The sequence below is a fragment of the Parashewanella curva genome (assembly GCF_003675895.1).
Taxonomy (GTDB): domain Bacteria; phylum Pseudomonadota; class Gammaproteobacteria; order Enterobacterales; family Shewanellaceae; genus Parashewanella; species Parashewanella curva.
Genome location: NZ_ML014975.1, coordinates 1 through 539 on the forward strand (window position 1 = coordinate 1; position 539 = coordinate 539).

1 protein-coding gene is annotated in these 539 nt (G+C 39.3%); it reads right to left on the reverse strand.

Features of this window, described 5'->3' with window-relative positions:
• Positions 1-124: 124 nt before the first annotated feature.
• Positions 125-484 carry a hypothetical protein gene (locus D5018_RS21585; RefSeq protein WP_133309381.1) on the reverse strand — a complete coding sequence of 120 codons (360 nt, stop codon included), beginning with the start codon at positions 482-484 and terminating at the stop codon, positions 125-127.
• Positions 485-539 lie beyond the last annotated feature (55 nt).

Sequence of the window (539 nt, forward strand, 5' to 3'; positions counted from 1 at the left end):
TGATGACTTAATGGCGACCAAGACAGCCGAAGTAAGAGGTATTGTAAAAAGCACCAAAGGCACTGACTTCTACGAAGTCAGAAAGATTTTTAGTGCCTATTGACTAGCAGGGGGCTCATATGTGTTATACGCAACTTTGATTTGTAAAACGATAGTTGCCTATTTGTTTTTCACCGTATTGAAATCCGCTGCGAACATCAATTGAAAAATAATTACCCTTTTGCATGTAATCTGTGAGTACAGGGCTACTGCATATTTTATTAGCTAAAATAGTGCGAGCATTTTGCCTTAGCTTTGGTTTATTCTGAGAAGTAACCTTAAATCCACCAATTTCAATGACCATGTTTACACTGTTTTTTGCGATAACGAAATGCACTAATTTAAGGCGTTTATCGTTGTCAGTGAAATAGTTTGCATAATTCGGAGCAATCCGGACACTGAATTCGGCATTATCCGGACACCTGTTTCGGGATAATCCGGACATTGAATTCGGTATTATCCGGACGATTTTTGTTCAAGTCCGGAATCGCTGTCCGGAT